Annotated in this window: 20 protein-coding genes; 10 read left to right on the forward strand and 10 right to left on the reverse strand. The window is 68.4% G+C overall.

Annotated features, from left to right (window positions below; all coding sequences use genetic code 11):
- Positions 1-3: 3 nt before the first annotated feature.
- From ACIOVG_RS12530 to ACIOVG_RS12555, 6 genes are all read left to right on the forward strand, one after another.
- Complete coding sequence (locus ACIOVG_RS12530) at positions 4-600, forward strand: TetR/AcrR family transcriptional regulator (RefSeq protein WP_400873750.1); 597 nt, start codon at positions 4-6, stop codon at positions 598-600.
- Positions 597-2,069, forward strand: coding sequence for a glycerol-3-phosphate dehydrogenase/oxidase (locus ACIOVG_RS12535; protein ID WP_400873752.1), 1,473 nt, complete (start codon positions 597-599; stop codon positions 2,067-2,069). Before ACIOVG_RS12530 ends, ACIOVG_RS12535 begins: the two co-directional genes overlap by 4 nt.
- Positions 2,070-2,160: 91 nt before the next feature.
- Positions 2,161-2,856, forward strand: coding sequence for an SPFH domain-containing protein (locus ACIOVG_RS12540; protein WP_400873755.1), 696 nt, complete (start codon positions 2,161-2,163; stop codon positions 2,854-2,856).
- 45 nt (positions 2,857-2,901) lie between these two features.
- Positions 2,902-3,576: a TetR/AcrR family transcriptional regulator gene (locus ACIOVG_RS12545; RefSeq protein ID WP_400873758.1), complete on the forward strand. Its 675-nt coding sequence runs from the start codon at positions 2,902-2,904 to the stop codon at positions 3,574-3,576.
- Positions 3,573-4,163, forward strand: a complete 591-nt coding sequence (locus tag ACIOVG_RS12550) for a hypothetical protein (RefSeq protein WP_400873761.1) — start codon at positions 3,573-3,575, stop codon at positions 4,161-4,163. Before ACIOVG_RS12545 ends, ACIOVG_RS12550 begins: the two co-directional genes overlap by 4 nt.
- Positions 4,160-4,651, forward strand: a complete 492-nt coding sequence (locus ACIOVG_RS12555) for a hypothetical protein (protein WP_400873764.1) — start codon at positions 4,160-4,162, stop codon at positions 4,649-4,651. The genes ACIOVG_RS12550 and ACIOVG_RS12555 overlap by 4 nt, the downstream gene beginning before the upstream one ends.
- A gap of 6 nt (positions 4,652-4,657) precedes the next feature.
- On the opposite strand, the gene dxs is transcribed toward ACIOVG_RS12555, so the two are convergent.
- The 5 genes from dxs to dut form a co-directional block, all read right to left on the reverse strand.
- Entirely contained in the window at positions 4,658-6,598 is a 1,941-nt protein-coding gene (gene dxs, locus ACIOVG_RS12560) for a 1-deoxy-D-xylulose-5-phosphate synthase (RefSeq protein ID WP_400873767.1), read from the reverse strand.
- A gap of 156 nt (positions 6,599-6,754) precedes the next feature.
- Entirely contained in the window at positions 6,755-9,589 is a 2,835-nt protein-coding gene (locus tag ACIOVG_RS12565; protein WP_400873770.1) for an aconitate hydratase, read from the reverse strand.
- Between the two features lie 153 nt (positions 9,590-9,742).
- Positions 9,743-10,477 (reverse strand): DUF3159 domain-containing protein, encoded by a 735-nt coding sequence (locus ACIOVG_RS12570; protein WP_400873773.1) that lies wholly within the window; start codon positions 10,475-10,477, stop codon positions 9,743-9,745.
- Positions 10,474-11,061, reverse strand: coding sequence for a DUF3710 domain-containing protein (locus tag ACIOVG_RS12575; protein ID WP_400873776.1), 588 nt, complete (start codon positions 11,059-11,061; stop codon positions 10,474-10,476). The genes ACIOVG_RS12570 and ACIOVG_RS12575 overlap by 4 nt, the downstream gene beginning before the upstream one ends.
- Positions 11,054-11,506, reverse strand: a complete 453-nt coding sequence (dut, locus tag ACIOVG_RS12580; protein WP_188895184.1) for a dUTP diphosphatase — start codon at positions 11,504-11,506, stop codon at positions 11,054-11,056. Before dut ends, ACIOVG_RS12575 begins: the two co-directional genes overlap by 8 nt.
- Before the next feature lie 12 nt (positions 11,507-11,518).
- Between dut and ACIOVG_RS12585 the strand changes: the two genes are divergently transcribed.
- Positions 11,519-11,983: a DUF3093 domain-containing protein gene (locus tag ACIOVG_RS12585; RefSeq protein WP_400873779.1), complete on the forward strand. Its 465-nt coding sequence runs from the start codon at positions 11,519-11,521 to the stop codon at positions 11,981-11,983.
- Positions 11,984-12,078: 95 nt separating this feature from the next.
- Here ACIOVG_RS12585 and ACIOVG_RS12590 read toward each other — a convergent pair whose 3' ends face one another.
- The gene (locus ACIOVG_RS12590) at positions 12,079-12,372 is read right to left on the reverse strand and encodes a DUF4193 domain-containing protein (RefSeq protein WP_141871913.1); all 294 of its coding nucleotides are present in this window, start codon (positions 12,370-12,372) and stop codon (positions 12,079-12,081) included.
- Between the two features lie 198 nt (positions 12,373-12,570).
- Between ACIOVG_RS12590 and sepH the strand changes: the two genes are divergently transcribed.
- Complete coding sequence (sepH, locus tag ACIOVG_RS12595; protein WP_400873782.1) at positions 12,571-13,620, forward strand: septation protein SepH; 1,050 nt, start codon at positions 12,571-12,573, stop codon at positions 13,618-13,620.
- 71 nt (positions 13,621-13,691) lie between these two features.
- Here the strand turns inward: sepH and ACIOVG_RS12600 are convergent, their stop codons facing one another.
- Positions 13,692-14,813 (reverse strand): alkaline phosphatase family protein, encoded by a 1,122-nt coding sequence (locus ACIOVG_RS12600; protein WP_400873785.1) that lies wholly within the window; start codon positions 14,811-14,813, stop codon positions 13,692-13,694.
- A gap of 44 nt (positions 14,814-14,857) precedes the next feature.
- On the opposite strand from ACIOVG_RS12600, the gene ACIOVG_RS12605 reads away from it, so the two are divergent.
- A complete protein-coding gene (locus tag ACIOVG_RS12605) occupies positions 14,858-17,299 on the forward strand; it encodes a DNA topoisomerase (ATP-hydrolyzing) subunit A (RefSeq protein WP_400873788.1) in 2,442 nt (813 codons plus the stop codon).
- 69 nt (positions 17,300-17,368) lie between these two features.
- Here ACIOVG_RS12605 and ACIOVG_RS12610 read toward each other — a convergent pair whose 3' ends face one another.
- Complete coding sequence (locus ACIOVG_RS12610; protein WP_400873791.1) at positions 17,369-19,447, reverse strand: type IIA DNA topoisomerase subunit B; 2,079 nt, start codon at positions 19,445-19,447, stop codon at positions 17,369-17,371.
- Positions 19,448-19,628: 181 nt separating this feature from the next.
- Here ACIOVG_RS12610 and ACIOVG_RS12615 point away from each other — a divergent pair, with 181 nt between their 5' ends.
- Positions 19,629-19,847 (forward strand): hypothetical protein, encoded by a 219-nt coding sequence (locus ACIOVG_RS12615; protein WP_400873794.1) that lies wholly within the window; start codon positions 19,629-19,631, stop codon positions 19,845-19,847.
- Between the two features lie 74 nt (positions 19,848-19,921).
- Here ACIOVG_RS12615 and ACIOVG_RS12620 read toward each other — a convergent pair whose 3' ends face one another.
- Positions 19,922-20,962, reverse strand: coding sequence for an alanine racemase (locus tag ACIOVG_RS12620; RefSeq protein ID WP_400873797.1), 1,041 nt, complete (start codon positions 20,960-20,962; stop codon positions 19,922-19,924).
- The gene (locus ACIOVG_RS12625) at positions 20,959-21,663 is read right to left on the reverse strand and encodes an alanine racemase (RefSeq protein WP_400873799.1); all 705 of its coding nucleotides are present in this window, start codon (positions 21,661-21,663) and stop codon (positions 20,959-20,961) included. Before ACIOVG_RS12625 ends, ACIOVG_RS12620 begins: the two co-directional genes overlap by 4 nt.
- Positions 21,664-21,722: the final 59 nt, after the last annotated feature.

Consider the following 21,722-nt stretch of genomic DNA (forward strand, 5'->3'; position numbering starts at 1 on the left):
ATCATGGAAGAACGTCAACTGTTGGATTCTGCGAGCGGACAGACCGACGCCACGCGGGAGAGGATCCTGGACGCGGCGGACGCACTGATCCAGCGCCTGGGCATCCATGGCGTGACGATCGCCGCGCTCGCCCGGCGCTCGTCGCTCAGCCGTCCCACGATCTACCGCAGCTGGAGCGATGCCGACGACGTGGTGAGGTCCGCACTGCTGCGTCGCGTCTCGCGGATCCTCGAGGGGTTCCCCGAGCCCGCCACGACGCGCTCGCGGCTGGTCGACGACGTGTTGCGCTTCACCACCGTGTTCCGCAAGGATGCCGTCTACGCCCGGCTCCTCGACGACGAGCCCGAGGCGTTCACGCGGTACACGCTGCAGCGCGTGGGCTCCAGCCAGCGACTGATCCTGCAGTGGCTCGGCGCGGCCATCGACGCTGCGCAGCGCGATGGTTCGGTCCGCCGTGGTGATTCCGCGCACATGGCCGTCATGCTCCTCCTGATCGCCCAGTCCGCGGTCCTCTCGCACGCGACCGTCGCCGAACTCATCGACGACGCCGCATGGGAGCGCGAACTCCGCGCCGCGATAGACGGACTTCTCCGGCCATGACCGGAACCGGGGCCGCGCTCAATGCCGAGCGGAGGCGCATCGAGATCGCACGATCGGCCGAGGAGACCGTCGACGTCCTTGTCATCGGAGGAGGGGTCACCGGTGCCGGGGTCGCGCTCGACGCCGCCGCTCGCGGGCTGCGAGTGACCCTGGTCGAGTCGGAGGACCTCGCGTTCGGCACGAGCCGATTCAGCTCCAAGCTCGTGCACGGCGGCCTGCGCTATCTCGCGACGGGCGATGTCGCCACCGCGCGAGAGAGCGCGATCGAGCGCCATCACCTGATGACCACGATCGCCCCTCACCTCATCCATCCGCTGGCCCAGGTGCTCCCCTTCAGCCCGGGCGTGAGCATCAGGCAACGCACCGCGGGGGCTGTGGGCATGGCGATCGGCGATCTGCTGCGCGTGCACGCGCGCACCCGCCGCAGCGTGCTCCCGGGGCCGCATCCCGTGTCCTCCCGCACCGTGCTCGGCCTCGCGCCCGCCGTGACTCCGCAGGGGCTCCGCGGGGGGATGCTCTCGTACGACGGACAGCTGGTCGATGATGCGCGCCTGGTCGTCTCGGTCGCCAGGACCGCCGCGGCCCTGGGCGCCCGCATCCTGACGCGCGTGCGCGCCCTCTCACTCCACGCCGATGGCGCAGCGGTCGCGGATGCCATCACGGGCGAGCGGTGGGACATCCGGGCGCGCGGCGTGGTGAACGCGACCGGTGTGTGGGCGGGCTCCCTCGACCGAACGATCACCGTTCGACCCAGCCGAGGCACGCACATCGTGCTGGATGCCGCCGACCTCGGCGATCCGCGTGCGGCACTCACGATCCCCCTGGAGGGGTCGATCAGCCGCTACATCTTCGCGCTGCCGCAACAACTCGGCCGCGTGATCGTCGGGATCACGGACGAGGACGCTCCCGGCCCCATCCCTCGCGTCGCCGCGCCGACAGAGGACGAGATCGGGTTCCTCCTCGCCAACCTCAACCGCGTTCTGGCGGCTCCGATCCGGCGCGAGCAGGTGCGGGGCGCGTTCGCGGGACTTCGACCGCTGGTCGACAGCGGCGCCGCGTCGACGGCGGATGTGTCTCGTCGTCATCTCGTCGCGACGTCCGAAGCGGGGTTCGTGACCGTGCTCGGCGGCAAGCTGACGACGTATCGGCGCATGGCCGAAGACGCCGTCGATCACATCGTGACCGGGCGTGGCATCTCCGCCCCCGCGAGCACCACGACGACACTCCCCCTGGTGCGCGACGGCGACGTGGTCGGCCGATCACGCCGCGCCGACGGAAGCACGTTCGTGGCAGACGGCATCCCCGTGACCCGCGCAGCCGTCGAGTTCGCCGTGCGCGAGGAGCTCGCTCTGACCGCAGAGGACGTGCTGGATCGGCGTACGCGGATCGGCCTCGTCCCGGCCGACCGCGAACGGGCCACGCCGATCGTCGAGGAGATCGTGGCGGAGACGCTGGATGGTCTGCGCTGACGTCCCGCGGGAACCGCGCGCGAAATCCGGGTGAACATCCGGTGCGACGAGTCCTTCCCGGACCTCCGGGCCGCCTTCCGCGGTGCAGAGTATGAGCGTGGACGCGATCTTCAGCATGTTCGGCGGCGGCGCGATGGGCGGTCTGGTCAAGACGGGGACGGCGGTGCTCACCGTCCTGCTGGTGATACCGGCGCTCCTGAAGCTCTTCATCATCACAGTGGATGAGGGATGGGCGGCGATCCGCACCCGCAACGGCAAGCCCATCATCCGCCGCGCCCGTCTCGGCAAGCCCGGTGCGCCCGGTGTCGGCGAGGTCGTCGTACTGGCGCCCGGATCCCACGGAGCCTTCCCGCTCTTCTACTGGTACAAGCTGATCGATGTGCGGTGTCGGGCCACGGATCTCCCCGCACGGCAGCTCACGAGCGCCAGCGGTCACCAGCACCTCGTGCACGCCTCATTCGAGTGGCGCCCGCTGGCTTCGGGGCGTGATCTGCGGGTGTTCGAGCTCGACGTCGTCAACGTCACCGAGAGGGCCGCGAACATCATCTCGGCATCGCTGCGGGACGTCGTCCGCTCACTGGAGGGCGCCGAGCTTCCCCACAACGATGTGCTCGGCCTGCAGGTCCTCGCCGCGTGCAACGAGAAGGTCATCGCCGCGTGCGGCGTCGAGGTGGTCACCGTGATGATCACCGGAGACGCCCTGACAGACGGATACCTGCTCTCTCAGGCGCTGCGGGCCTCCGACTCCGCGCCCCAGGCCGTGGCGGCACTGCACGCGCTGAACTGAGACGCGACCTGCCGCTTCGCGCGGCACGGGTGTACTGTTTTGAACATGTTCGAAACTGATGCCCCCGAGTCCAAGAGCGCCCGCACGCGCGCGCGGATCAGCGCGGCAGCGATCGAGTCGTTCATCGAGCGAGGGTACGCCGACACGACGATGCGCCTCATCGCCGAGAAGGCCGAGGTGTCGGTCGGCAACGCGTATTACTACTTCCCCTCCAAGAACCACCTGGTGCAGGACCTGTACGTACGCGTGCAGCGCGAGCACGCCGACGCCGCCCACGGGCTTCTCGCGGAACAGCGCGGCCTCGTCGACCGACTGCGCATCGTGTTCGAGACCGGCCTGGCGGCACTCGGCCCCTATCAGCGCAGCGCCCCGGGTTTCCTCACGGCGATGATCGCACCCGACTCCCCGATCAACCCGTTGTCGGCAGAGTCTGAGCCGGCACGCGACATGACCGTCGGGTTGTTCCGCGAGGCCGTGGACGGGGCGCAGCACCGCCTTCCCGCCGATGTCGCCGATCTGCTCCCCGAGGCGCTGTTCGTGTCGTACCTCGCGCTCGTGCTGCGCTGGACATACGACGGTTCTCCGGATCAGGAGAAGACCAGCCGGATGCTGGACGCCGGACTCCGCCTGCTCGCGATCGCATTGCCCTTCGTCCGGATGCCGGGGGTGCACGCGACGACACGCGAACTCCTTCGCCTCGTCACGGAGGTGCGCTCATGAGCGCTCTCGCGTCCCCGCTGGTGCGCACCCCCGACAAGCCGATGGCCTTCACGAGCGACGAACTCCTGCGCGGCGGCATCACCGCCTGGCTGGTGTTCATGGTGGTGCTGGTGTGCGGAGAAGCGGTGCACCTCACGGTCCTCAGGCTCCGCGGCGAACACGTCCCCGCCACCCTGGACGCCTTCGTCGCTGCGGTGCCCGCCCTGGTCATCTACGCACTGTGCGCGGGAATCGTCGCGGCATTCGTGACGCCGATCGGCATTCTCATCGTGATGTTGATCGCTCGTGCGATGCGTGGAATCCGCGCCATGAGCATCCACCTCGCCGTATACGCCGCATTCAGCATGGGAATCAGCGGGGCGAGCATCGCCGCCGCACCGTCGGATAACCCCGTGGCGTGGTTCTTCATCGTTCCCGCCGGATCATTCGCGGTCGCCATCCCGCTCGCGTGGTGGTGGACCGCCCGGCGCGCGCTCCGGATCGACGCCGGCCTCATCACGCCGCGCCCGCCGCGTCCGGATCCAGACGCCGCATACGAGGACCGAGCGGCAGATACCGGCCTCGGCGGCGTCTCGAGGGGATCATGACGCACGATCCCGCGGTGGCCTCGACACCGGAGACACGCATGCGCTTCACCCGCCGGGAGTTCTGGCGCGGTGCATGGAGCGCGTGGGCGATCTTCATGATCATCCTCACCAGTGGGCTGGTCGCCACGGGCATCATCCAGTCGGGCTACCCCTGGGGCGATGCGCTCTCGTCGGTGCTGCTCTTCCTCGTATACGGCATCCCGTTCGGCGGACTGGTGTCGCTGCTCGTGATGCTGGCGGGTTCACCGCTCGCCTGGGGGCTCGGCCGCCTGCTCGCTGCGACCGATCACATCGTCGTTCACCTGCTCGCCTTCGCCGGGCTGGGAGCCGGCATCGGTGCCGCGGTGGTGGGAACCGGGATCATCGGGCAACCGCCCGCGCCATACGTCGCTGTCGTCAGCATCGCCTGCGCACTCGCCGTCGCCGGCGGCTGGTACGGGACGTTCCGGCGCTCACGGCGCGAGGAGTGGCCTCGCCACGTCGCGTGATGCGGTTCAGCGGCGTTCGTGAAGAGGGAGGTCGATCGCTCCGGTCTCCCCCGCATTCCGGGCGAACGGGATGCGCGTGCCCAGCACCTGGGCCACGATGTCCTGCGCGATCTTCGGCGCCGTCAGACCGGCATCCTCGAGGATCTGCTCCCGCGATGCGTGGTCGATGAACTCATCCGGCAGCCCGAGCTCGTCCACCGCCGTGTCGATTCCCGCTTCGCGGAGGACCTGACGCACGCGCGTGCCGATGCCGCCGACACGGATGCCGTCTTCGAGCGTGATCACCAGGCGGTGCCGTGCAGCCAGCTCCGTGACCGATGGCTGCACAGGGATCGCCCACCGCGGGTCGATCACGGTCGCGCCGATGCCCTGCGCCCGCAGGCGCTCGGCCACATCCACGGCCAACGTCGCGAACGGCCCGATGGCGACGATCAGCACATCCTCGGACTCGCCGCGCGCGAGAACGTCGACGCCATCGTGAAGCCGCTCGATCGCGGGCAGATCCTCGGCGACAGCGCCCTTGGGGAAACGGATCACGGTCGGCGCATCGTCGACGGCGACAGCCTCGTCCAGCGCTTCGGTCAGGCGCGCACCATCACGCGGAGCGGCGATGCGGATGTGCGGGACGATCTGCAGCATGGCGAGGTCCCACATGCCGTGGTGGCTCGGGCCGTCCGGCCCGGTCACTCCGGCACGGTCCAGCACGAAGGTCACGCCAGCACGGTGCAGAGCGACATCCATCAGCACCTGGTCGAACGCGCGACCCATGAACGTCGCGTAGACCGCGACGATGGGGTGCAGCCCCCCGAACGCGAGACCGGCGGCCGAGGCCACCGCGTGCTGCTCGGCGATTCCCACGTCGTACACCCGGTCAGGGAACCGCTCGGCGAAGCGCGCGAGGCCGGTCGGACGCAGCATGGCCGCCGTCATCGCGATCACGTCATCGCGACGTCCTCCGACGTCCACGAGCGCATCCGAGAACACATCGGTCCAGCCACGACCGCCCGAAGACAGGGTCTCCCCCGTGACCGGGTCGATGCGTCCGACCGCGTGGAACTGATCCGCGTCATCGTCGCGAGCCGGCTGGTAGCCGCGGCCCTTCTCGGTGATCGCGTGCACGATGACCGGCGCCCCGTACGACTTCGCGAGCTCGAGCGTCTCGAGGAGTGCGGGGAGATCATGCCCGTCGACCGGGCCGAGGTACTTGATGTCGAGGTTGGAGTACAGGGCTTCGTTGTTGGTGAAGCGCGAGAGGAAGCCGTGCGTGCCGCCACGCACACCGCGGAAGACCGCACGCCCCACGGGACCGAACGCGCGGAACAGACGGTCGGACTTGTGGTGCAGGTCCTTGTAGGCGGCCGCTGTGCGCACCCGGTTCAGGTACCTGGACATGCCGCCGATCGTCGGCGCGTAGGAGCGTCCGTTGTCGTTGACGACGATGACGAGGTTTCGATCGTTGTCATCGGAGATGTTGTTCAGCGCCTCCCACGTCATGCCGCCGGTGAGGGCGCCGTCGCCGACGACGGCGACCACATGGCGGTCCGCCCGCCCGGTGGCGGTGAGTGCGCGCGAGACGCCGTCAGCCCAGCTCAGGGAGCTGGAGGCGTGGGACGACTCGACCACGTCGTGGGGGCTCTCGCTGCGCTGCGGGTAGCCGGCGAGACCACCGCGGACGCGCAGGTCGGAGAAGTCCTGTCGCCCCGTCAGGAGCTTGTGCACGTAGGACTGGTGGCCGGTGTCGAAGATGAAGGGGTCGTCCGGCGAGGAGAAGACCCGGTGCAGCGCGATCGTGAGCTCGACCACGCCGAGATTGGGGCCGAGGTGACCGCCGGTGCGAGACACGTTCTCCACGAGGAAGTCGCGGATCTCTGCGGCGAGCTCCACCAGCTGATCCGCGGACAGGGCGTCCAGATCACGGGGTCCTGAGATGCTCGGAAGAATGGGCATCTGCGCCTCCTCACAGGCTCCGTAGATGCGCTCGCGCGAGGTGCGGACGCCGTGACGATCCTATCGCGCTCCCCCGTGAATCCTCGGAGAGTGCGGCACCCTTGACACGACGAAAGGGGCCCGGGATCATGTCCCGAGCCCCATTCGAGCGTTGCATCAGACCAGCGAGCGCAGCACGTACTGCAGGATGCCGCCGTTGCGGTAGTAGTCCGCCTCACCGGGGGTGTCGATGCGGACGACCGCGTCGAACTCCACGACCTGCTTGCCCTCGGGCGAGTGCTCACTCGGAGCCGCCGTCACGCGGACCGTCTTCGGCGTGACACCGTTGTTGAGCTCCTCGAGGCCGGAGATCGAGACGACCTCGGTGCCGTCGAGACCCAGCGACTCCCAGCTCTGACCGGCGGGGAACTGCAGCGGGACGACACCCATTCCGATCAGGTTGGAGCGGTGGATGCGCTCGAAGCTCTCGGTGATGACCGCCTTGACGCCCAGCAGGCTCGTGCCCTTGGCTGCCCAGTCGCGCGACGAGCCGGAGCCGTACTCCTTGCCACCGAAGATGACGAGGGGCGTGCCCTGCTCCTGGTAGTTCATGCTTGCGTCGTAGATGTACGACTGCGGACCGCCCGGCAACGTGAAGTCGCGGGTGAAGCCACCCTCGACGACCTGGCCGTCGTTGACGGCTGCGACCATGGCGTTCTTCAGACGGATGTTCGCGAACGTTCCGCGGATCATGACCTCGTGGTTGCCTCGGCGCGAACCGAAGGAGTTGAAGTCCTTGCGGTCCACACCGTGCTCGGTGAGGTACTGCGCCGCGGGCGTGCCCGGCTTGATGTTACCGGCCGGCGAGATGTGGTCGGTGGTGACCGAGTCGCCGAGCGTCGCCATCACGCGGGCACCCTCGATGTCGCGCACCGGGGTGAGCTCCATCGTCATGCCGTCGAAGTACGGGGCCTTGCGCACGTAGGTCGAGTTCTCGTCCCACTGGAAGATCGCGTCGTCCGGGGTCGGCAGGCTCTTCCAGCGCTCGTCACCGTCGAAGACGGTCGCGTACTGCTTGATGAACTGCTCGCGGGAGATCGAGGAGTCGACCAGCTCCTGCACCTCGGCAGGCGTCGGCCAGATGTCCTTCAGGAAAACGTCCTCGCCATCGGTGCCCTTGCCCAGCGCATCGTTCTCGAAGTCGAAGTGCATCGAGCCGGCCAGGGCGTAGGCGATCACCAGCGGCGGGCTGGCGAGGTAGTTCATCTTCACGTCGGGGCTGATACGACCCTCGAAGTTGCGGTTTCCGGAGAGCACCGCCGTCACGGCGAGGTCGTGATCGTTGATGGCCGCGGAGACCTCTTCGATCAGCGGACCCGAGTTGCCGATGCAGATCGTGCAGCCGTAGCCGACCGTGTAGAACCCGAGACCCTCGAGGTCCTTGTCGAGCCCGGACTTCTCGTAGTAGTCCGTGACGACCTTCGAGCCGGGGCCGAGCGTGGTCTTGACCCACGGCTTCTGCTTCAGGCCCTTCTGCAGCGCCTTGCGTGCCACGAGACCGGCGGCGATCATCACCGACGGGTTGGACGTGTTGGTGCACGAGGTGATGGCAGCGAGCGTGACGGCCCCGTTATCGAGGATGTACTTCTCGCCCGAAGGGGTGGTGACCGGTACCGGCTTGGACGCGTTCGCCGGAGCCCCGCTGTTGATGTGCACGGGGCGCGTGGTCGGCTCCTCGTCGCCGGGCGCCTGACCGGGGTCGGAGGCCGGGAAGGAGTGCTTCGACTCCAGGTCGACGATCGAGTCCGAGGTGGACGCGGTGGCGTAGCTGAGGATGTCCTGCTCGAACTGCGTCTTCGCCTCGGAGAGGAGGATGCGGTCCTGCGGGCGCTTCGGGCCGGCGATCGACGGTACGACGGTGCCCAGGTCGAGCTCGAGGTACTCGCTGAACGTGGGCTCGTGTGCGGCGTCGTGCCAGAGCTTCTGCTCCTTGGCGTACGACTCGACGAGTGCGACGGCCTCTTCGCTGCGACCCGTGAGACGCAGATAGTCGAGGGTGACATCGTCGATCGGGAAGATCGCCGCCGTCGAACCGAACTCGGGGCTCATGTTGCCGATCGTGGCACGGTTTGCGAGCGGCACCGAGGCGACGCCCTCGCCGTAGAACTCGACGAACTTGCCGACGACGCCGTGCTTGCGCAGCAGGTCGGTGATGGTGAGGACGACGTCGGTCGCCGTGACGCCGGCGGGGATCTCGCCGCTCAGCTTGAAGCCGACGACGCGCGGGATGAGCATCGACACGGGCTGGCCGAGCATGGCCGCCTCCGCCTCGATGCCGCCGACGCCCCAGCCCAGCACGCCGAGGCCGTTGACCATGGTGGTGTGCGAGTCGGTGCCGACGCAGGTGTCGGGGTATGCGCGCAGCACGCCGTTCACGTCGCGGTCGTAGATGACCTTGGCCAGGTGCTCGATGTTCACCTGGTGCACGATGCCGGTTCCCGGAGGAACGACCTTGAAGTCGCTGAAGGCGGTCTGACCCCAACGCAGGAACTGGTACCGCTCGCCGTTGCGCTCGTACTCGATCTCGACGTTGCGCTCGAGTGCGTTCTCCGAGCCGAAGAGGTCGGCGATCACCGAGTGGTCGATGACCATCTCAGCGGGCGAGAGCGGGTTGATCTTGTTGGCATCGCCGCCGAGAGCGGTGACGGCCTCGCGCATGGTGGCGAGGTCGACGATGCAGGGCACACCGGTGAAGTCCTGCATGACCACGCGCGCCGGCGTGAACTGGATCTCGGTGTTCGGTTCCGCCGACGCATCCCACGACCCGAGGGCCTCGATCTGCGCCTTCGTCACATTCGCGCCGTCCTCGGTGCGAAGGAGATTCTCCAGCAGCACCTTGAGGCTGAAGGGGAGCTTCTCGAAACCGGGCACCGTGTCGATGCGGAAGATCTCATAGTCGGTGCTGCCGACTGTCAGGGTGCTCTTGGCACCGAAGCTGTTCACCGTGGACACGATTCCGTCTCCTTCTGATCTGATGGAAGCGACAGGCGGTTCCATCTTGCTCGCCGCGGAGGTCCTGCGGCTAGCAAGGCGGACCTAACCAGTCTGCGCCTTCCCAGCCCGCGGCAGAAGCCTGCGATTTATCTTGATATCAAGATAAATCTATCACGCCGCAGGAGCATCCTCGTGCGCAGGCGCGCGGGGATACAACGCGCGCACGACCAACCACGTGACCGCGATCAGCGGAGCGAACAGGGGAAGCCCCATGATCAGCTTCAGGGTTCCGAGTGCGGTGACGTCTCCGGCCAGGTACAGCGGGAACTGCACGGCGAGACGCGCGAAGAACAGCGATGCCCAGGCGATGCCGAGCCAGAAGAACGCCCGGCGCTTGCGCCGATCCTGCCGCCAGGCGGTGCCCTCCCCCATCAGGAAGCCCGCTGCGAGGCCGATCAGGGACCAGCCGACCAGCGCGGAGATGAGCAGGGCGGAGCCGTAGACGGCGTTCGTCACGAGCCCGGGCACGAAATTGTCCTCGCCGCGCCCGGTCCACAGCGCCAGGCCGGCAGCGGCCGCGGCGGCCACCAGTCCGCCGAGTGCAGCCGAGGGCGGGGACTTCTGGATCAGACGGATGATCGTGAAGACCGCGGCCAGCCCCACCGAGACCCCGAGGGCGAGGATGAGGGGCTTCGGCTGCAGCGTGAACAGCACGACGAACGCGAGGCTCGGCAGGACCGACTCGAGGATCCCGCGCCAGCCGCCGATGGCCGACCAGACGACCTTGTGCGTGCGCCCCTCGTCGGCGGGGTCGAGACCGGCGCGCCGTGCCACACCCCCGAGCGCCGCCCCGAAGATCTCGGACGCGCTCTGCTCTCGTTCGGCGCCCGGCTCGGGCGCGCTCACGCGGATCCCGGCGTGGCCGGCATCTTCAGAGGAATCAGATCGCGTGGCGGCATCGGCGAACCACCGCGCACCACGACGATCGATCGAAACAGGTCCTCGACCTTCTCCGCGGCATCGGGGTCGGATGCTGCGGCGCCGCCGATCACGCCACGCAGGAACCAGCGGGGACCGTCGATGCCGATGAACCGTGCCAGCCGCAGCCCTGAGCCCTCACTCGCCGTGGCCGGCACCTCGGCGAGCAGTTCCTTGCCGAGGGTGCCTTCGCGCTCTTCGACACGGCCGCCCTGAGCGCGCACCTGATCGCGCAGCTGCACGCGGGTCTCGTCCCACAGGCCACCGGACCGCGGCGCGGCGAAGGGCTGCACCTGGAGCGACGAGTCCGCGTAGTCGAGGCCGACGGCCACGATGCGCTTGGACTGCTCCTCGACCTCGAGACGGAGGTTGAGTCCCTCACGCGGCAGGATCTTGATGCCGCCGAGATCGATGTACGGACGGACCGGGTTCGCCTCGGAATCGTCGAAGGGGCCGTCGGTCGCACGGTTCAGCGGTGCGGACTTCGGGGGGTTGGGGGTGTTGTCAGTCATTGTTCTTCCCTGCCTGATAGCCGGTGGATCCGAATCCACCTTCGCCGCGCACGCTGTCCGGCAGCTCTTCGACCGGGATGAACGTGGCTCGTGTCACGGGCATGACGATCAGCTGAGCGATGCGGTCGCCGACGGCCACATCGTACGCGCTGTGGATGTCGGTGTTGATCAGACTCACCTTGATCTCTCCGCGGTAACCGGCGTCGACGGTCCCCGGAGAGTTGACGATCGAGATGCCGTGCTTGGCGGCCAGACCGCTGCGCGGGACGACGAAGGCGGCGTATCCCTCCGGCAGCGCGATGCGCACGCCGGTCGCCACCAGCGCCCGCTCGCCCGGTGCGAGATGCACGGCCTCCGCCGCGACCAGGTCGGCACCGGCATCGCCCGGGTGGGCGTATCCGGGGACCACAGAGGCGATAATGGGGACATCAACGGAATCGGTCACCCCATGAGGCTAATGCAGAACCCCACGACAGACGCACGTACGCACTATCGCGAACGACTCGCCCCGAGCCTGCGGCTCCTGGTCACGGTCGCCCTGGCGGGACCGATGGTGTCGCTGATCTTCGTCCCCGTCGGATCCACGGTCGCGCTCGTGGTCGGCGCCGCGGTCTCCGCCGTGCTGGTCATCCTCTTCGTGGTGGCGACCCCGGTCGTGTCCGTCGAGGGATCGGTGTTGCGAGCCGGCAGGGCGCACATCGATACGACGTACCTCGGCGACCCCATCGTGCTGACGGCGGAAGAAGCGCGCGAAGCCCGCGGCCCCGGGCTTCCTGCGCGAGGATGGCACCTCATCCGCGGTGGGATCGACGGCGTCGTGGTCGTGCCGAACATCGATCCGGCCGACCCCGTGGTCTCCTGGACGATCTCCTCACGCACCCCTGACCGCCTCGCCGCCGCGATCCGCGCGTCCCGGTCCTGACCGGACGACCACGGTCACCGCGCGACCGAAGCTGGAAATGACGACGCGCCCCTGACCGGAAGGTCGGGGGCGCGTTGCGGTTCGCTTGCGCGTGCTCAGGCAGCGCACTCCTTGCAGATGGGGCCGGAAGCGTCCTCGTGGTCGAGCTGCGAGCGGTGCTTCACGAGGAAGCAGCTCATGCAGGTGAACTCGTCCTGCTGCGCAGGCAGCACGACGACATCGAGCTCGAGGTCGGACAGATCGGCACCCGGGAGGTCGAAGCTCGACGGGTTGTCGGAATCCTCGTCCCCGCTGGAGCCGGAGAGCTTGTCCGGCACACGCTCCTTGAGCGCTTCGATCGACTCGGAGTCGTCTTCACTCTTTCGGGGAGCGTCGTAATCGGTTGCCATGCGGTAGATCTCCACTTTCATGGTACGAGTGGGTGGTTCGCCGTCGGGTATTCGGCGGCCATAGTTTGCACGACCTCAGAGCAATAAGCAAATGCCGGAGTGTGCGACAGAGCAAACTCGCGGCACGCCCAGAGTATTCCCGGCCGGGAGGGCACTCGCGTGACACCATGAACGCACACCCACCAGAGGGGCATTCGCATGGAAAACGTCACCATCGTCGGCACAGAATCAGGAGTCCTCGTACTCGCGACCGAGTCGGGCGAGCGGTTCGCGCTGCCCATCGACGATGTCCTGCAGCGGGAGATCCGCCGCGCCACCCGCCTGGCCGAGCCGACCGCACAGCGTCTGGCCGCCAGTCCCCGCGACATCCAGGCGCAGATCCGCGCCGGCCTCACTGCGGTCGAGGTGTCCGAGCTGCTCGGGATCAGTGTCGAGGATGTCGCCCGGTTCGAAGGTCCTGTGCTCGCGGAGCGCGAGCACATCATCGGGCAGGCTCTGGCCGTTCCCGTGCTCATCGGCAGCGAGGTCGAGCCCGACGCCCAGCCGACCTTCGGAGCCGCCGTCCGCGCCAAGCTCGCCGACGTCGAGGCATCGGACGAGCGGTGGGCGAGCTGGAAGGACGAGACCGGCTGGATCGTCAAGCTCGAGTTCACCGCGAGCGACGTCGAGCACGACGCTCGGTGGAGCTTCGATCCGCGGCGCAGCGCACTGTCTCCGCTCAACGCCGACGCGACCCAGCTCTCCCGCCAGGGTTCCCTCCCGGAAGGACTCATCCCCCGTCTGCGCGCAGTCGATGCGGAGCGCGCCGGCTCGCCGTACAAGGACGAGAGTCGATTCGACTCCGGCGCCTTCGGACCGCGACTCCTGCCGACACCCGAGGCCGACATCGAGGAGCCGTCGCTTCCCGAGCGCTCGAACGCCGCAGCGCAGGAAGCGGCGACCAAGCGTGCACCCGAATCCTCCACGACCAGCCCGGAGACCGCCGACCTGCTCGAGGCTCTCCGCCGCCGCCGCGGTCAGCGCGAGACGGCTCCCCTGATCGACGACGTCGAGGATCAGCACTCCGAGACGAATCCGATCGCGCTCTTCGACGCCGCGTTCGAACCGGAGGCGGACGAGCCCGAACCCGCCGCGGAGCCGCCCACGACGACGTCCAGCGACTCATCCGACAGCGGTGCTCGCCGTCGTCGCCGAAACGCGATGCCCTCCTGGGACGAGATCGTCTTCGGAGCACGCACCGACGAGTAACAGCACCGACGAGTAACAGCACCGACGAGTGACAGCGGCCCGGAGAACAGCAGCGACGCCACGCCCGGCGGTCAGCGGGAGAAGGCGCCGAGCCTGAGCACGGGGACTGTTCGCTCTTCCGGCGTGAGCCCGCCGTGCTGGCCGATCATCCCGCGTCCGCGCTGATCAGCCGCGGTTCCGTCGTACACCGCCCAGACCCCACGAGCGATGACCAGCAGGTCACCCACCCTGGTCCGCGCGGCCTCCGTGACATGCGGTCCGAAGAGCCCTCCCGCGATGGCCTCGTCCCGCGTGACGACATCGGCGACACCCTCCAGATCGGCGCGCCACCGGGCGAGCACATCCTCGCCCACGGCGTCCGCCTCCAGATGCACGTGGAGCATGCGCGGCTCTCCCCCGACATGGCGGACCCCGGCCAGATGCGAGACGTCGAGCACGGCCTGCCGCCGCGCGGGTACGTCGACCATCCCGTGATCGGAGGTGACGAGCACGCCGACGCCGGTGGGGACCCGGGCGGACAGGGCCGCGTCGATGTCCTCCAGCGCCGCCACCCACTCCGCGGAGGCGACTCCGTGCTTGTGCCCGGCCTTGTCGACCTCGGGAAGGTAGCAGTAGACGAGAGCGCCAGGATTCTGCTCCGCGAGACCGTAGGCGGCCTCCACCCGCTCAGACGCGGTGCTCGCCGCCACGAACTGCGCACCGCGCAGCGTCGCGCGGGTGAATCCGCTGTGCTCGTAGGCGGCGACGCCGACCGCGAACGCGGGTCGCGCCGCAGCGACGGCCTGCTCGAAGATGGTCGGCGCAGGTTGCCAGGTGAGGGGATCGAGCCCTTCCGATTCCCAACCGGTGAGCTGGTTCACGAGCACGTCGCGCCGGGCGTCGAGCACGCGATAGCCGACGAGGCCGTGCTCGCCCGGCCACACCCCGGTCAGGATGCTGGTGAGGGCCGCCGCCGTGGTCGATGGGAACACCGTCTGCGCGGTGTCGCGCTTGGTCATGCTCGCCGTCAGCGCCCTGGCGTGACCGGCGTGACCGCGGAGGCTGATGGCGCCGAGCCCGTCGATCACGACCAGCACGACGGACTCCGCGGGAGGCAGTACATCGGACTCGGCGCGCAAGGACGCGAAGAGGTCGCCCGCCACCCCGACGACGCTCCGGGCTGATGGCGACTCGGACGGTAGCATGAGGGACATCCGAGCCAGTCTGACACAGGCTCCCGCACGCCCTCAGGAAGCCCATGCCGAAAACTCCGCCGCCCGAGCCCGTCGAGGAGCGCATCCAGGACATCGATCTGTCCGCAGAGATGCAGGGCTCGTTCCTCGAGTACGCGTATTCGGTGATCTACTCGCGCGCTCTGCCCGACGCCCGCGACGGTCTCAAGCCCGTGCAGCGACGCATCCTCTACCAGATGGCGGAGATGGGGCTCCGGCCCGACCGCGGTCACGTGAAGAGCGCCCGCGTCGTCGGCGAGGTGATGGGAAAGCTCCACCCGCACGGCGACACCGCCATCTATGACGCGCTCGTGCGCCTGGCCCAGGAGTGGGCGCTGCGCGTGCCCCTCGTCGACGGGCACGGCAACTTCGGCTCGCTCGACGACGGTCCTGCCGCCGCGCGATACACCGAAGCCCGTCTCGCCGCCGCCGCGCTGGCGCTCACGGAGAACCTCGACGAAGACGTCGTCGACTTCATCCCGAACTACGACGGACAGTTCCAGCAGCCCGCCGTGCTGCCCGCCGCGTTCCCGAACCTGCTCGTCAACGGTGCGAGCGGCATCGCGGTCGGCATGGCCACGAACATGGCACCGCACAACCTCATCGAGGTCGTCGCCGCTGCCACGCACCTGCTCGAGAACCCAGACGCGACCACGGAAGACCTCATGGAGTTCGTTCCCGGCCCGGACTTCCCGGCCGGCGGCGTGATCATGGGCCTCGACGGGGTCAAAGACGCCTACGCCAACGGCCGCGGCGCGCTCAAGGTGCGCGGTAAGGTCTCGATCGAGCCGCTCGGACCGAGACGCACAGGGATCATCGTCTCCGAACTGCCCTACATGGTCGGCCCCGAGCGCCTGATCGAGAAGATCCGCGACGCCGTGCAGTCGAAGAAGCTGCAGGGCATCAGCGATGTCACCGACCTCACCGACCGCAATCACGGCCTGCGGGTCGCGATCGGCATCAAGACCGGCTTCGACCCGAACGCGGTGCTGGAACAGCTGTACCGGCTGACACCGCTGGAGGACTCGTTCAGCATCAACAACGTGGCGCTCGTCGATGGCCAGCCCCGCACGCTGGGCCTCAAGGAGATGCTGAGCGTCTACGTGGCGCACCGCCTCGAGGTCATCACCCGGCGCAGCCGTTATCGCCTCGCCCGGCGCGAGGAGCGCCTGCACCTCGTCGAGGGACTGCTCATCGCGATCCTCGACATCGACGAGGTCATCCAGGTCATCCGCTCCTCGGACGACTCGGAACAGGCGCGCTCGCGCCTGCGCTCCGTCTTCGACCTCAGCGAACTGCAGGCGGAGTACATCCTCGAGCTGCGCCTGCGCCGCCTCACCAAGTTCTCCCGCATCGAGCTCGAGGCGGAGCGCGATGCGTTGCAGGCCGAGATCGCCGCGCTGCGTGAACTGCTCGCCAGCCCTGCGCTGCTCCGCGCCGCGGTCGCCACCGAGCTCGATGCCGCCGCAGACGCCTACGGCACCCCGCGCCGCACGCTGCTCATGAACGCCGCACCGCCCAAGCCGCGCGCGACCAAGGGTGCCGTCGATCTCCAGATCGCAGATGCCCCGACCGTGCTCGTGCTGTCCACGACCGGCCGCGCCGTGCGCGTCGACCTGAGCGAGGGCCAGGAGCTCACGGTTCCCGCCAGACGCAGCAAGCACGACGCGATCCTGACAACGCTCGAGGTCACGGTCCGCGCCGAGCTGGGGGCGCTGACCAGTGCGGGTCGCGTCGTGCGGTTCTCTCCGGTCGACCTGCCATCCGTCCCGTCCACGTCCGTGCAGCTCGCCGCTGGCACTCCGCTCAAGGACTATCTCGGCATCACGGCTCGTGGTGAGCGGATCCTCGGTTTCGTGCGCTTCGACAGCGACACCCCGATCGCGCTCGGCACGGCCCAGGGAACCGTGAAGAGGATCATCCCCTCCGCCATTCCCGTGCGCCCCGAGATCGAGGTGATCGCGATGAAGCCCGGCGATTCGGTCGTCGGAGCAGCAGAGGCGCCGGACGACGCCGAGCTCGTCTTCGTCACGACCGATGCGCAGCTCCTCCACTTCTCCGCATCGATGGTGCGCCCGCAGGGTGCTCCCGCCGGCGGCATGGCCGGTATCAAACTGGGAGACGGTGCTGCCGTGCTGTTCTTCGGGGTCGTGGACGCAGACGCGGACGCCGTGGTCGCCACCGTCTCCGGCACCGAGGGCATCCTCCCCGGCACCGAACCGGGTCGCGCCAAGGTCACCGCCTTCGCGGAGTACCCCGCCAAGGGACGAGCGACCGGTGGAGTGCGCGCGCACGCCTTCCTGAAGGGCGAGGATCGCCTCACGGTCGCGTGGGTGGGACCGAACCCCGCACAGGCCGTCGACCCCACGGGAGCCGTCCGCAAGCTCCCCGAGCCCGGCGCGCGCCGTGATGCATCCGGTCAGCCGATCGACGGGGTGATCGGCAGCATCGGCCGCACCCTCGCCTGACTCCATAGAGAAGGCGGGCTTCTCTCGGATTCGCCGAGGGAAGCCCGCCTTCTTCGCAGTCGACGACGTTCAGGCGTCGATGGACTCGCGAGACAGTCGGTCGGACGAGTCGATGATGAACTCCCGACGCGGCGCGACCTCGTTGCCCATCAGGAGCTCGAAGACGCGCCCCGCGGCCTCTGCGTCCTCCATGCGCACGCGTCGCAGCAGACGACCCGAGCGGTCCATCGTGGTGGTCGCGAGCTGCTCGGCATCCATCTCGCCGAGACCCTTGTACCGCTGGATCGGCTCGTGCCAGCGCTTGCCGGCCTTGCGGAGCTTGGTCAGCAGTGCGTGCATCTCCTGCTCGCTGTACGTGTAGATCGTCTCGTTCGGCTTCGAACCCGGGTTCATCACGATCACTCGATGCAGCGGAGGAACGGCGGCGAACACCCGGCCGTGCTCGATCAGCGGACGCATGTAGCGGAAGAACAGCGTCAGGAGCAGGGTCCGGATGTGGGCGCCGTCGACATCCGCGTCGCTCATCAGGATCACCTTGCCGTACCGAGCCGCATCGATGTCGAACGAGCGGCCGGACCCGGCGCCGATCACCTGGATGATCGAGGCGCATTCGGCGTTCGAGAGCATGTCGCCGATCGATGCCTTCTGCACGTTCAGGATCTTGCCGCGGATGGGCAGCAGGGCCTGGAACTCGCTGTTGCGCGCGTTCTTCGCGGTGCCGAGCGCGGAGTCTCCCTCGACGATGAACAGCTCGCTGCGCTCCACCTCGTTCGTGCGGCAGTCGACGAGCTTCGTGGGGAGGGTGGAGGACTCGAGCGCGTTCTTGCGACGCTGGGTCTCCTTGTGCGCGCGTGCCGAGACGCGCGCCTTCATCTCCGCGACGATCTTGTCCAGCAGTTGCGTGGTCTGGCTCTTGTCATCACGCTTGGTCGAGCTGAAGCGGATTCCGAGATCCTTGCGGATGACCTGGGCGACGATCTGGCGTACGGCCGGTGTGCCGAGCACTTCCTTCGTCTGACCCTCGAACTGCGGTTCGGGGACGTTCACGGTGAGCACGGCGGTGAGGCCGGCCAGGACGTCGTCCTTCTCGAGCTTGTCGTTCCCGACCTTGAGTCGACGTGCGTTCTGCTCGACCTGCGCCCGGAGCACCTTCAGCATCTCCTGCTCGAAACCCTGCTGGTGCGTTCCGCCTTTGGGCGTCGCGATGATGTTGACGAACGAGCGCATGGTCGTCTCGTAGCCGGTCCCCCACCGCAGCGCGATATCGACCTGGCAGACGCGCTCGACCTCGGTGGCGATCATGTGGCCGTCGGCCTGCAGGACCGGGACGGTCTCCTTGAAGGTGCCCTCTCCCTGGATGCGCCAGTTGTCGGTCACGGGCGGGTCGTTCGCGAGGTAGTCGACGAACTCGGAGATTCCGCCTTCGTAGCGATACGAAGTCTCGATCGGCTCCTCGGCACGGTTGTCACGGATCACGATCTCGAGCCCAGGCACGAGGAAGGCGGTCTGACGCGCGCGGTTCTCCAGTTCGCCGAGTTGGAACGCGGCGTCCTTTGTGAAGATCTGTCGGTCAGCCCAGTAGCGCACGCGCGTTCCGGTCACGCCCCGTGGCGCCTTGCCGACGATCCGGAGCTCGCTGCCGTCCTCGAAGGGGGCGAAGGGCGCATCAGGGCGCTTCTCCCCCGAGTCGGCGAAGCGGCCGGGCTCACCGCGGTGGAACGACATCGCGTAGGTCTTGCCTCCGCGATCGACCTCCACGTCGAGACGCTCGGAAAGGGCGTTCACGACCGAGGCACCCACACCGTGCAATCCACCGGATGCGGCGTAGGAGCCGCCACCGAATTTTCCCCCGGCGTGCAGCTTGGTGAAGACCACCTCGACGCCGGTCAACCCGGTGCGCGGCTCGACGTCGACGGGGATGCCGCGACCGAGGTCGTGCACCTCCACGCTGCCGTCGGAGTGCAGGATGATGTCGATCTTCTTGCCGTTGCCGGCGACCGCCTCGTCGACGGCGTTATCGATGATCTCCCAGAGGCAGTGCATGAGCCCGGGCGATCCGTTCGACCCGATGTACATACCGGGCCGCTTGCGGACGGCTTCGAGTCCTTCGAGCACCTGGAGATGATGGGCGGAATACTCGGCGGTCACAATCTCCGAGTCTATTCTCGTGGAGCCTCCATACTCCGCCGACACTCCCCGGCAGCCGCCCATCCAGGCCGTTCTCGTACGCGCTGAGCGAAACACGCGGTGATCCGGGCATGTGCCCAGCATCCCCGTGGTTGTATTGAGCACGCTCCACAGCGAACCCGACACCCGAGGAGGCACCGAGATGAACGCAACAACCGAACGTGAGACCTCTACCGTCGAGTTCCGCTTGACCGCAGCAGACCGTTGCGACTCCTGCGGCGCTCAGGCGTACATCGCAGCCGAGGTCAACGGTTCCGAGCTCCTCTTCTGTGCCCACCACGGCCGCAAGTACGAAGAGAAGCTCCGCGCCATCGCGACCAGCTGGCACGACGAGACCGCTCGACTGGTCGACGCGGTCTGAGGTCCGATCCGCTCAGCGGATCCCTCCGACGTCATCCGTCTCACGCATGACCGACGACGGGTCGCCGCCCGACATCAGTCGACGACGACCCGTCGCACACGGACACTGAGCCGCGTGAGGATCTCCTCGCCGACCGTGTCGATGCGCTCCGCGAGAGTCGTCGCACTGACCTCGCCGTGATCGCCCGCACCGAACAGGTGCACCTCATCGCCGATGGCCATTCCGGGCCAGCCCTGCACGACCGACGTCGTGTGATCGATCCGACGCAGCTCCCGCGTGCCGGCGGGGGTTCCCACAGGCGCTCCCGCGAGGCTCGAGGGCACGCCGTCGAAGCTGCCGATGCCGATGACCGCTTCTCCCTCGGAGACCGCGCTCACAGATGCGACGAGCGCGGCGATCGGGCGGATGCCGTCGAGCTCCGGCCCATCGGCGGAGCGGACGCCGTAGCAGAAGGCACCGATCCGCGACAGGCTGCCTCGCAGCTCCGGACGCCACCACGACGCCGCGGATGCCGTCAGATGCTGGAGCACCGGAGCGGACCTGCTCTCGCCCACCACGCGCACGGCGTCCAGGAAGACGGCCTGAGCCTCGTCATCCTCGGCATCGCTGGCCTCGGCGATATGACTCCAGACTCCGACGAGTTCCAGCAGTCCTGCTCTCTCGGCCGCGCGAGCCTCGGCGACCACGCCATCCCAGTCCTCGCGGAGCACCCCGTTGCGGTGCAGTCCGGTGTCGATCTTGAGGTGCACCCGCGCGACCACGCCGACAGCAGCGGCGCGTGCGATGATCCGGCGCAGGTACTCCGCCGTGCCGACCCCCAGGTCGATGCTCTGCACGAGCGCATCGTCGATCTCGGCATCCGTGGACGTCGCCCAGGCGAATACCCGCGCGGCACCCCCCGCGACGCGGCGGACGTCGAGCGCACTGTGCACGTCGTAGCTGCCGAACCACTCGACGCCGACGGCATCCGCGGTCTCCACGACCCACGGCAGCCCATGCCCGTACGCATCGTCCTTGACGACCAGCATGAGCGCTGAAGGGGCGATCCGCTCCCGCACGGCCGCGATGTTCCCGCGGAACAGGGGCGCGCTGATGCGCAGCTCGGGACGACTCATGCTTCCCACTCCCTCACGGCGTGTGCGCCGGCGACCGCGATGAGCTCAGCCACGGACAGGCCGGTCACCTCGGCCCAGTGCGAGAGGTTGTGCGCTGCTGGGCCCTCCCCGCCGAAGAAGGTGACCTCGGCGCCGACAGAGGCATCCGCGCCTTCGAGATCGACGACGCACACGTCCATCGCGACGCGACCGATGATGGGGCGCAGCTCGCCGTCGATCTCGACGTGCGCGCGATTGCCGAGCGCCCGCACGATCCCCTGCGCGTATCCGCCCGTGACGAGCGCGACGTTCGTGTCCACGGGGGCACGGTGGGTGTAGCCATAGGAGACCGCGTCACCGGCGCGCAGGCGCTTCGTGGAGAGCACTCTCCCCGCCAGCCTCATCACCGGACGCAGGGGGACGGCGTCTCCCCCCGCCGGCAGGCCGTAGAGCAGCACGGGGTCGATGTCGGCGACCGCTTCGGTGGTTCCGACGATGCCTTCGAGCGTGAGCGCAGCGATCTCGCCGGCGGAGTCGACCAGCACGCGGCTCGCTCCGGCCGCCGTGACGGCGTGCGCGACGGCGAGGACACCGTGACCCCACGCATCGCGACGAAGATCAGCGACCGATCCTCCCCGCTGAACAGCGGAATCCGCTGCCGCCGCCAGTGCGGAGCGTGAGATCACCGCGTGCGTTCGGGCGCTGGAAGTCGTGTCGGACACGTCTTCCACCCTAGCTTCCGTGCGCTCAGGTTCCCTGCGAAGCCCCCCGTAGACTGGAT

It is taken from the genome of Microbacterium sp. NPDC087591, assembly GCF_044743625.1.
Classification (GTDB): domain Bacteria; phylum Actinomycetota; class Actinomycetes; order Actinomycetales; family Microbacteriaceae; genus Microbacterium.

What these genes read in the sequence shown, in the direction of transcription:
- ACIOVG_RS12530 (WP_400873750.1), top strand. Translation starts at nt 4, where the DNA reads ATGGAAGAACGTCAACTGTTGGATTCTGCGAGCGGACAGACCGACGCC.
- ACIOVG_RS12535 (WP_400873752.1), top strand. Translation starts at nt 597, where the DNA reads ATGACCGGAACCGGGGCCGCGCTCAATGCCGAGCGGAGGCGCATCGAG.
- ACIOVG_RS12540 (WP_400873755.1), top strand. Translation starts at nt 2,161, where the DNA reads ATGAGCGTGGACGCGATCTTCAGCATGTTCGGCGGCGGCGCGATGGGC.
- ACIOVG_RS12545 (WP_400873758.1), top strand. Translation starts at nt 2,902, where the DNA reads ATGTTCGAAACTGATGCCCCCGAGTCCAAGAGCGCCCGCACGCGCGCG.
- ACIOVG_RS12550 (WP_400873761.1), top strand. Translation starts at nt 3,573, where the DNA reads ATGAGCGCTCTCGCGTCCCCGCTGGTGCGCACCCCCGACAAGCCGATG.
- ACIOVG_RS12555 (WP_400873764.1), top strand. Translation starts at nt 4,160, where the DNA reads ATGACGCACGATCCCGCGGTGGCCTCGACACCGGAGACACGCATGCGC.
- dxs (WP_400873767.1), bottom strand. Translation starts at nt 6,598, where the DNA reads ATGCCCATTCTTCCGAGCATCTCAGGACCCCGTGATCTGGACGCCCTG.
- ACIOVG_RS12575 (WP_400873776.1), bottom strand. Translation starts at nt 11,061, where the DNA reads ATGACTGACAACACCCCCAACCCCCCGAAGTCCGCACCGCTGAACCGT.
- ACIOVG_RS12585 (WP_400873779.1), top strand. Translation starts at nt 11,519, where the DNA reads ATGCAGAACCCCACGACAGACGCACGTACGCACTATCGCGAACGACTC.
- ACIOVG_RS12590 (WP_141871913.1), bottom strand. Translation starts at nt 12,372, where the DNA reads ATGGCAACCGATTACGACGCTCCCCGAAAGAGTGAAGACGACTCCGAG.
- sepH (WP_400873782.1), top strand. Translation starts at nt 12,571, where the DNA reads ATGGAAAACGTCACCATCGTCGGCACAGAATCAGGAGTCCTCGTACTC.
- ACIOVG_RS12600 (WP_400873785.1), bottom strand. Translation starts at nt 14,813, where the DNA reads ATGTCCCTCATGCTACCGTCCGAGTCGCCATCAGCCCGGAGCGTCGTC.
- ACIOVG_RS12605 (WP_400873788.1), top strand. Translation starts at nt 14,858, where the DNA reads ATGCCGAAAACTCCGCCGCCCGAGCCCGTCGAGGAGCGCATCCAGGAC.
- ACIOVG_RS12615 (WP_400873794.1), top strand. Translation starts at nt 19,629, where the DNA reads ATGAACGCAACAACCGAACGTGAGACCTCTACCGTCGAGTTCCGCTTG.
- ACIOVG_RS12620 (WP_400873797.1), bottom strand. Translation starts at nt 20,962, where the DNA reads ATGAGTCGTCCCGAGCTGCGCATCAGCGCGCCCCTGTTCCGCGGGAAC.